This is a genomic window from Hominilimicola sp., from assembly GCF_046972485.1.
Classification (GTDB): domain Bacteria; phylum Bacillota; class Clostridia; order UBA1381; family UBA1381; genus Hominilimicola; species Hominilimicola fabiformis.
In genome coordinates this window covers 1-9,215 of record NZ_JBKVWU010000084.1, presented here as the reverse complement: position 1 = coordinate 9,215, position 9,215 = coordinate 1, and the positions used below count along the sequence as shown (strand labels likewise).

The 9,215-nt window shown below is 40.9% G+C and carries 14 protein-coding genes; 2 read left to right on the top strand and 12 right to left on the bottom strand.

Annotated features, from left to right (window positions below; all coding sequences use genetic code 11):
* The 10 genes from ACLTU0_RS08675 to ACLTU0_RS08630 form a co-directional block, all read right to left on the bottom strand.
* On the bottom strand, positions 1–1,599 hold a 1,599-nt coding region (locus tag ACLTU0_RS08675), incomplete at its 3' end, for a VapE domain-containing protein (protein WP_412322079.1).
* A gap of 13 nt (positions 1,600–1,612) precedes the next feature.
* Positions 1,613–3,562, bottom strand: a complete 1,950-nt coding sequence (locus tag ACLTU0_RS08670; protein WP_412275677.1) for a DNA polymerase — start codon at positions 3,560–3,562, stop codon at positions 1,613–1,615.
* Positions 3,563–3,573: 11 nt separating this feature from the next.
* A complete protein-coding gene (locus ACLTU0_RS08665) occupies positions 3,574–4,119 on the bottom strand; it encodes a DUF2815 family protein (RefSeq protein WP_022229195.1) in 546 nt (181 codons plus the stop codon).
* A gap of 13 nt (positions 4,120–4,132) precedes the next feature.
* Positions 4,133–5,296 carry a DUF2800 domain-containing protein gene (locus tag ACLTU0_RS08660; RefSeq protein WP_412275678.1) on the bottom strand — a complete coding sequence of 388 codons (1,164 nt, stop codon included), beginning with the start codon at positions 5,294–5,296 and terminating at the stop codon, positions 4,133–4,135.
* Positions 5,296–5,664 carry a hypothetical protein gene (locus ACLTU0_RS08655; RefSeq protein ID WP_412275680.1) on the bottom strand — a complete coding sequence of 123 codons (369 nt, stop codon included), beginning with the start codon at positions 5,662–5,664 and terminating at the stop codon, positions 5,296–5,298. The genes ACLTU0_RS08660 and ACLTU0_RS08655 overlap by 1 nt, the downstream gene beginning before the upstream one ends.
* 60 nt (positions 5,665–5,724) lie before the next feature.
* Positions 5,725–5,868, bottom strand: a complete 144-nt coding sequence (locus tag ACLTU0_RS08650; protein ID WP_022229192.1) for a hypothetical protein — start codon at positions 5,866–5,868, stop codon at positions 5,725–5,727.
* A gap of 12 nt (positions 5,869–5,880) precedes the next feature.
* Positions 5,881–6,162, bottom strand: a complete 282-nt coding sequence (locus ACLTU0_RS08645; RefSeq protein WP_412322077.1) for a hypothetical protein — start codon at positions 6,160–6,162, stop codon at positions 5,881–5,883.
* Between the two features lie 6 nt (positions 6,163–6,168).
* The gene (locus ACLTU0_RS08640) at positions 6,169–6,339 is read right to left on the bottom strand and encodes a hypothetical protein (RefSeq protein ID WP_337600054.1); all 171 of its coding nucleotides are present in this window, start codon (positions 6,337–6,339) and stop codon (positions 6,169–6,171) included.
* Between the two features lie 270 nt (positions 6,340–6,609).
* Entirely contained in the window at positions 6,610–6,843 is a 234-nt protein-coding gene (locus ACLTU0_RS08635) for a hypothetical protein (RefSeq protein WP_117965384.1), read from the bottom strand.
* Positions 6,844–6,899: 56 nt separating this feature from the next.
* A complete protein-coding gene (locus tag ACLTU0_RS08630; protein ID WP_412322075.1) occupies positions 6,900–7,688 on the bottom strand; it encodes a phage antirepressor in 789 nt (262 codons plus the stop codon).
* 88 nt (positions 7,689–7,776) lie between these two features.
* Between ACLTU0_RS08630 and ACLTU0_RS08625 the strand changes: the two genes are divergently transcribed.
* Positions 7,777–8,079 (top strand): hypothetical protein, encoded by a 303-nt coding sequence (locus ACLTU0_RS08625; protein WP_337598893.1) that lies wholly within the window; start codon positions 7,777–7,779, stop codon positions 8,077–8,079.
* A gap of 26 nt (positions 8,080–8,105) precedes the next feature.
* On the opposite strand, the gene ACLTU0_RS08620 is transcribed toward ACLTU0_RS08625, so the two are convergent.
* Together ACLTU0_RS08620 and ACLTU0_RS08615 are read right to left on the bottom strand one after the other, a co-directional pair.
* On the bottom strand, positions 8,106–8,255 hold the full coding sequence (locus tag ACLTU0_RS08620) for a hypothetical protein (RefSeq protein ID WP_412275686.1): 150 nt from the start codon (positions 8,253–8,255) through the stop codon (positions 8,106–8,108).
* A gap of 42 nt (positions 8,256–8,297) precedes the next feature.
* Positions 8,298–8,510, bottom strand: coding sequence for a DUF739 family protein (locus tag ACLTU0_RS08615; RefSeq protein WP_412275687.1), 213 nt, complete (start codon positions 8,508–8,510; stop codon positions 8,298–8,300).
* Between the two features lie 162 nt (positions 8,511–8,672).
* Here ACLTU0_RS08615 and ACLTU0_RS08610 point away from each other — a divergent pair.
* On the top strand, positions 8,673–9,215 hold a 543-nt coding region (locus ACLTU0_RS08610; protein ID WP_412322074.1), incomplete at its 3' end, for a LexA family protein.

Below are 9,215 nucleotides of genomic sequence, written 5' to 3'. Positions count from 1 at the left end.
ACTCTTGCCTATGCCCTGCCTGCCCGACAGAATAAGCATATTATCGAATTTACTTCCCGGCTCATACGCTCTTGCGACCGCTCCGACGAACATTTTACGCGTCACTTCTCTTGTATATTCGTTATCCGCCGCACCGAGATAATCGACAAACAATGTGTCAAGTCGTTCCGTATTATCCCACGCAAGACCGTCCAAATACTCAACAATCGGATCATACGCAACACGTCTGTAAAACACCGACAACGCACGGAAAACCTTATCATTACCCATTTTAATGCCGTACACATATTCAAGATACCACTGCAATCCGTCCGTATCGGAATCCTGCCAAACACGATTTTCCGGTGCGTCCTTGTCCCAAGGCATAATGCCGTCAATCTCCGCATATCCCGTAAAATCGTTCATTTTGATTTTACCTTTTAAATGCGAATCATTCTCAATTATAAGAATAATATTATTAAGAGTTTTTTCGTAAGCGCCTGTATTTTCGTTTTTCTCCAACTTTAACGCCCACTGCATATCGTCCGTTTCCTCGTTTTCGATACCGCCGAAATCTTCTGCCGCCCTCTGCTGACGTTCCTTAAACATAAGCATTGAAACGTCACTGTCACCGTCTATGAGCTTGCACATTGCCGAATATGACGGCAGTTTTGATACTGGTGTACCGTCCTTTGCGTCTGCGTCCGTATCACCGAATTTATGAATACGAACAAGGTCAAAACTGTTGCACAGCTTACCGCTTGCAGGGTCTGTTGCGTGGTTTGAATACGCAAATTTGCCGTTCTCATACACAACAAGTCCGCTTGAACTTGAGCCGTCCTTGTATGTGTATCTGTCGCCTACGGCACACTTTTCGTACACGTCCGAAAGGTATTTTTCTATGCACGAATGTATATCGTACGTTCTGCAAAATGCACCGATAACACCTTTTTTAAGCGTTGGGTCCTCTTGTTTTTTTACCTGTCTGTCCAACGCCTTTGTTGTTCTTGACGAAACGTACCAACTCGATACGTCGCGCCAATCTTCATATTTTGCAAGCACCTTGTCAACGTCAAGCGGTTTATTTTCCTCGTGTTCAAATACATATTCGCCGTCAATGCTCGTACTCGGCCAATACATTAAACGGTGCGGCTGATACGTTGTGTCGTCAAACATATCTATACCAATATCATACGCCACCATTCTCGCAACAGCTTCGTATTCATCCGGCGTACAAGGTCTTGACAGAAGTATCACCAAACGAAATCTCGGTTTCTCGGCTGTGTGCTTGTGCGTTGAGTAAATGCAGTATGTAAAGTCGTAAAACATTGAAATATTATCGCAAAAATCACTGTCGGCAAAGTCTGCGTCAAGCGTAAGCAAAATTCTGTTTTCGATACTTCCCGACTGTCGCTTGCCGTTTTTCACCTTACCGCCCACAAAACCGCCGACGTCCTTTATATCATCCTGTTGTGACTTCGGCATATTTGCAAATTCACCTTGCGTTTCGCTCGTCCTTGTTGTCGTTTTCAGCCTTTCGACAAAATCTCCCCACGACATTTTTGTATTTTTCCATAGTTTTGATTTTCTGCTTTGTCCCGTAGCAATTACTAAATCCAATTTATAACACCCCCTAATCTTTCATATAAAAATTACATTCGTATCCGTCCGCATTAAGCGGAAGTCCTTTCGCCCATTCAATCGGCTCACACATTATCGCCGCCAACTCCTCTGCACTCGACACGCCTTTCGGAACGTCGACTATAACCTCATCGTGAACGTGGAAATTAATCTTAAAACCTCTGTCCTCAAGCCGAATTATGCTTTCAGCCAAGCAATCCCTCGCAAACGCCTGTACTATGTTTTCAACAAGCTTACCGCCCCATGTTTCAAGTCTGCTCCAAGTTTTTGTTGTCTGATTCATACCCATATATGTAACGGCTTTTTTTCCAAATCTGTTTACTTCGATTTTCGGCTTAACGTACGCAATTTTTCTACCTGACGGCAAACCGATAAAAAGAATATTCGACTGTTTGTAAAAAGAAATATCGTGTCTAATCTTGCTCGGATAACCCTCAACCGCCTTAATCGCCGCATTCTCGACCGTTCGCCAAAATGCCGTTATGGCAGGATTTGAATTCCGCCACTTATCCACGATACCTTGAAGTTCTTCTTCGTCAATACCCATTTTCAAAGCACCCATACTCACCATTGCTCCGACGCTTCCGCCGTAACCGAGCGCAAGTTCGGCAATCTTGCCTTTCTGACGTAGCGGATCGCCTTTGTGAATACTTTCAATCGGAACATGGAACATCTGACTTGCCGATGCCTCGTATATTTTTCCGTGAGTTTTAAATACTTCAAGTCGCCACTGCTCGCCCGCAAGATACGCAATAACTCTTGCCTCAATCGCCGAAAAGTCCGCTACTATAAATCGTCTGCCCTCACTCGGTACAAGTGCCGTTCGTATAAGCTCCGACAGCGTTTGCGGAACATTTCCGTAAAGCATTTCAAACAGTTCAAAATCGCCGTTTTCCACACATTCTCTTGCATAATCAATATCTTTCAAATGGTTTTGCGGTAGGTTCTGCACCTGTACAATTCTTCCTGCCCAACGTCCTGTACGGTTTGCGCCGTAAAACTGCAAAAGTCCTCTTATTCGTCCGTCATCGCAGACGCTCCGCTCCATTGCCTCGTACTTTGTTACGGACGTTTTCGCCATCATTGAACGCAGATATATCACTCTTTTCGCCTTTAGCGATATGCTTTCATCGGCTATAAGCTCCTTTAATTTTTCCTTGTTCAAGCTGTCGATTTTCTGCCCTGTTTCTTCTTCAAGCCACGCCTTTAGTTGCATAACCGATTTTGGATTTTCAAGCCCCGTTATTTTCTGTGCCTCGTCATAGCACCTGTCACTGTATTCCGTATTGAATTTGATTGCGTTTTCAACAAAGTTTCGGTCAACTCTTACACCTCTGTCGTTAATTCGTTGGTCATACGTCCACAGTTTTTGTTCACTGTCGCATATCGGAAATTGAGCGAGTTTCTTTTTTATCGCACGTTCCACTTCAACGTCCTGTATGCAGTATTCTTTGAATACTTCCCACTTGTCGGGTGCGTGCATCGGTAAATTTCTTGTACGTCCGCCGTTCGTCTTTGTCGGCTTACATGGTTTTGAGAAATAGTCAATCAAGGCTTTTCCGCGTTTGTCCTTTTGCTCCTCCAAGCCGAGTGCAACCGCCACCGCCGAAAGTGAAAGCGGAAGTCCGAGTTCAGACGCTTGTACCGCACTGCACCGCCACTGATTTACGGGCAAATTAATATTAAAATACTTACCGATACACGTTCTTTCAAAGTTCGCATTATACGCCGTTTTCAATACATCCCCGTCCGTCAATGCGTCCATTACTTCTGTCGGCAACGCCTCACCTTGTGCAAGGTCAATTATTTTTACTTCTTCATCATCAAACGCATACGCAAATAACAAGATTTTAAAATCGGGGGCATTCGCATAAGCATATACCCCCGATTTAGTTAAATCAACACTTCCGTATGTTTCAATGTCGATACTGAGTGATTTCATTTTGCCACCTTTTAATTAAGAAAATCGTCGTCATCGTCATATAGTCCCGCAAAGTCGTCCTCCGCAGTGTTTCGTCCGCCTAAAGGCTCTCCGTCCCTCGTTTTCATCAAATTATTAAGACCGCACGCAATACCTTTATTGCCGTTGGAGTTAAAGGCGTAAAACGAAATTGACGCATGACCGTAACAACCGCTGTAAAATTCCGTCTTGTCGATTATCGGCTGACGTGACTTGTCCACAATACCCGGTGCGGTTTTGCAGTTTGCGTTGACAAAATAACTGTTTGCATAGTTTTCGTCGTCCTCTCTGTCAGTATCACCGTCACGCAACGGCAACTTTAAATTTGCGGGAATTTTACCGCCGAACTTCGCAATGCCCTCTTGCTTTGCCGCCTCGATTGCGTTGTTTATTGCCTTGATTGTCTTTGTGTCGCTTTTCGGAATGATGATACTTACCGAATACTTTTCGTCACCGCCGTTGATTGATGACGGCTCCCAAACGTGTGCATAACTGAATCTTACTTCTCCTGTGATTACCTGTGTCTTTCTTTTTTCCATTGTTATTTCTCCTTTACTTTATATCTTTAAAATCTTCTGCCGCTTTCTCTGCCGAATTCCATTCGGGACGTTTGTCCTCCGAACGTACAAGCGTCGGCTTTCCCTGCGGTTTTATTACATATTCTCCGAGCAGTTCGTTAAATCTTGCTCTGCCTAAAAGTGCTCCCATTTGGGTGATGTTAAGTATTTCTTTCTTATATATGTTCTTTTCGTCATAACCGGCTTTAATTAATACATCGGCGATTTTGCTGTCGTCCTCCGCATATTTGCGGTTACTTCTTCCCTCAACCACTTTAAATCCCGGATACTTAACGCCGTTATTAAGTGCCTGTTCCAAAGCATAGTCCTTTACGAGTTTCGACCACTTCGCAAGTTTTTCCGCTTGGTCTATTACCTCCGCAATTTCATCTTCGGTAAGTTCCAAAGGCGGTTTGAAAACCATTGCCGCAAGCCTGTTTTTCTCCTCCGCATACGCACGGCATACGGCTCTTGCTTTGCAAAATCCGTCATCACAATGTCGCCCTGCTATACAGTCACCGTCACCGCTGTTCGCAAGTACGGCTTTAGGCTTTAAATCTTCGCCCCACTTAATGAGTTCGTCGCGTGTAAGCGTTTCCGTATCAATGTTATCAAGTCGCGGTTGGAATATCGTTAAATTGACTTTATGTATGTCGTATAGGTAGTCGTATTCGCTCAATGCTCCTAAGCCATATATCCTAAGCTGACTGTTCTTGTCTGCCGATACCTTTACGCCCTGTCCGTATTTAAGGTCTATTATTTCGATTATTCCGCCGCCGATAATAACGGTGTCGCCTGTACCGAATCCGTCGGGTACCCATTCCGAAAAATCTAAACGGCGTTCAAGATGAATCTGTGCGTCCTCGCATTGACTTTTCACTGCGTTGTACCGCTCTAATACAAAATCACGATAACTGTCCGTGTATTCTTCCATATCTTCGGTTATATCAAGCGAACGTATCATTTTATGATACTGCACGCGTGTTATGTGGTTTAAAGCTAATTTCAGCTTTGCCTCACCCAATGAATGTGCGGTAGTTCCCTCTTTTGCATATTCACTGCTTTCGTCGGGGAATTTGCTTTCCATTGCGATTGACGCGGGGCAGTTTATCCACTTCTTTGACCCCGACGCCGAGAGTTTTGCGTGTTCTTCCGGCATTACTTCACATCTCCTATTCTCGTCATCGCCTCTGTGTATCGCTCAGGCGGTATTTCCGTTACTTTGTCGTAACCCATTTCTTGAAGCAGTCCCTTGGCCTTATCTCTGCCCTGCGACTTCGCATATTCACCGAATGCCTTGCGTACTTCCTCTATTGTGTATTCCACTTCGGCGGTATTATCCTCTGTCGGCGTATCGTCTGACGTCTGTTCCTCTCTTACAACGTTCGCCGATTTCTCAACTTCCGCCTTTGTCATCTCCACAGGTCCCGTCTTTTTGTTGAGTACCGAACATAATCCGTACATTCGGTCGAATACTTCCTTGTTACCCTCAAAATCTTTCTGTTCAAGCCTAATTACAATTTGCATTGATTTTCGTTCCTTTCCGTGGTATAATGTTGACATAGATTAATAATCTATGTGTTTTTGTTATTTGACCGTTATTGAGTTGCCGCTCTGACGGTCATTTTTATTGCGACTAAGTATCATCGCATTTACGAAAACACCTACCAAATGCTTTTCATTTGGTGTTAAATCGTTATACATTTTCAGTATTTTCTTCTCATCTGCCACCCTTCTCACCTCCTAATTCTGATATTTTATAGGTTGTCTGTATGCTAAAACTATTCCCCAAGATAATCCGTAACTGTACGGATACTGCAATACCTCTTTGAATAGGTCATACCACGCTTTTCCCTTTTCGTATGCGTCGGCTTCTTCTTCCGTAAGTCCGTCACGTTCATCGTCACATACTGCGTCATCATCATCTATGCACGCCCAATCATCGTCGATACAGGCGAAGTCATCATCACGACAAGCAAAGTCATCGTCTATGCACGCCCAATCGTCAAATTCGTATTTTGTCATAGCCGTTTAATTATCTCCACTGATAATCTTCGCAACACTCATTTCAAGCGGGTGCTTTGACTTGATACGATTTGTTATCCCGTATCCTTTTGCTATGTATGCCTTAACCGACTTGTTGTCATCAGCGTTTAAAACCACTACATCATCTCTGCCCGTCATTACTACATATTTGTTCATTTGAAAATATTCCTTTCACCGTTATTTTCTGTTTTGCGTGTCCTCTGCACTCCTTGGCGAATGCGTTAATCATCGGAAATACTTCTCTGTGGAAATATTCTTCCGTTTTCTCATTCTCTGTTTTTGGTTTTCTTTTTAGCATTCTTCCTGTCCCTTTCTGCCAATTTCCAACTTATGATTAGTCCGATACCGAAACTTATCAGTGCAATTCCTATTGTGTTCATTTGTTTACCTCTCTTTATCCTGTGAGCTTGTCCTATCGTCGGAGCATTAAGCTCCTTTTTCTTTGTTTGCTTGAATAGCATTGTACTCGTCAATCATCTCCTGCGACGGCTCAACTGTTACATCACCGTACCCAAGCATATGATACATATTTTCTATATGAGGTTTCCAATGCTGAAAACGCTCATAAGCAGGTCTGTCTTGCCAACTTCCTACCACTTCAACATGTACTTTAGGTTGCTTTCTCGGCTTTCTTGCCTTTTTGGTCTTTTCCGCCTCCATGATTTCCACCTCCTGCTTTAATCTATGTATTTCATTTTTTGTCCTATTACTTTGTACTAAGCGATCTGCTCCTGTTCCATTATCGGAAGTATACCCTCGCTCTTTAACAATGCATAAATAAACAATCTGCCTTTTTGTGTCCAATATGTATTTACTTTAGAATGTTGCTTGCCGTCATTTCCGTTTACAGTATGCGTCTTTGTACTTGTGTAGCCTTTTTCAGCATATTCCTTATACAACAGCCATATCCCTCCTTGCTTAAACTGTATCTGGTGTTCTTTTAAGAAATTGTTTAACCATTTTGCCGACTTACCGTAATCCTTTGCTATGACAGTGACTGATAATAAATCGGGACAATTTAAAACTAAATCATAATATGACGCCTTTGGTTGAAGTTCCATAATCTGCTGTTCTTGAACTTTAACAGTGGTGTTTAGTTTCTTATTTTTCTCTCGTTCCAATTTTAATGCCGTAAACGCCTGTATAGCCAAATCAGGATTTTCCAATAGTTCTTCGGTCGCATACATTCCCGTTTTGCGTATTGCCGGTAATACATCAGCCGTAACCCAATGCTTAAACTTCTTCGCATTCGGCATTTTGCTTGATAGGATAAGACTGTACAAACCCGATTCGTTTATAATGATTGTTTCTTTATTCTGATTACCGTCAAAAAGCATGACCTTATGTCTATCTTCTTCATCTACATGGCGGTTAATATCTCGACTACCGTTTTGGTACTCGAGGATTTCCGCTACATCCTTACCGACAAACATAATCTCTCCGTTTACTGTTGTTGTTCTTACAGAGCCAAACTCTGCATTTTCAAATACCTTTAATTCTTCCATAATTTTAATTTTCCTTTCTTGTACTACTTATGCCGATTGTATTTTTTAACCGTTTGTGCTATAATCATCTCAGAAGGAGGTGATTATAATGATAATTGTAAAAACACTTAACGAATTCCTGTCATTTATAGATATGGCAAAGCAACAAAATATTTCTTATTCAATAATAGGCTCTGAAAAAGAAGGATTTGAAGGAGTTCTTAGTTCAGATAAAAGAAATAATAAGTTTTATGGTAAATATGTCCTGCTTTGTCCATCATTCAAAGTTTTTGTTTCTGTAAAATCTCCTCTTGATGAAAAGCACACAATTACAAATATTTCATCATCATTTGGTTTTACTGAATTTGAACATATTTCATTAAAAGACGGAATTTTATACTGCAATAATTAAATTTTAGGAGGATAGTCTAAAGAAGATTATCCTTCTATTTTATTCAATAATTCCAAACATTTTATTTTGATTTCAAGGTCTTCCGTTGCAGTATATATACTCATAATCTCTGTAACTAAAAATGACCTTTTTTGTTCAAAATAAAGCTTTATATACTCATCTTTCTTAAATTTCATAATTCTCACCTACTTTCTTATATTACCTATGCATAGTTGCTTTTAGGAAACTAATTCAGCAAAAAAAATATTCATTATTTTTTCTTCATCTAATCCAAGAATAGACGCAATCTTTTGAATTTCTTCTTGCTTAAAGCTTGTTTCCCCTTTTAACCTGCTATATAGGCATTTTTTTGATACACCCAATCTCTCTGCAAGTTGCGGTTTTGTTAAACCCTTTCTTGCAATTTCTGCATTTAAGTCGTCTATGTTCATTTTATCACCTCTTTCTTTGTTTCCTTTAGGATACTTCTATGATAGCATATAATTCTTACTCTGTCAACCCCTTTAGGAAACTTTTTAAAACTTTTTTGAAAAAATAGTTGCTTTTTTGAAACTGTTATGTTAATATGTATTTATAGAAAAGGGGTGTTTACATTGGATATAGGAACAATTATAAGAAATAGACGTTTAGAACTTAATTTAACCCTTGAGGAAATAGGAAATGCCGTTGGGGTTAGCAAAAGTACAGTTCAAAAGTGGGAGAATGGTTTTATATCTAATATGAAAAGAGATAAAATCTCTGCATTAGCAAAGGTTTTAAATATTAATCCAGTTACTTTAATTACAGGTGAATATCCTGTTTCTCTACCAGAGGGAGCAGTACCATACAATCCTGTAATGCACAGAATACCTATCTTAGGAGATATTGCGGCAGGATTACCGATATTTTCGGAAGAAAATTATGAGGGATATACTTATACAGAATTAAATCATGGTGGTAAATATTTTGCTTTAAAAGTAAAGGGCGATAGTATGACCGCCGCAAACATTCCCGACGGAAGTCTTGTAACTGTTCGTGTACAACCAACAGTTGAAAACGGTGAAATTGCCGCTGTTCGTGTTAATCACGATACTTTTACGATAAAGCGCTTTAAGCAAGAAAAAAATATTGTCATGCTTATGCCTCAATCTTATAAC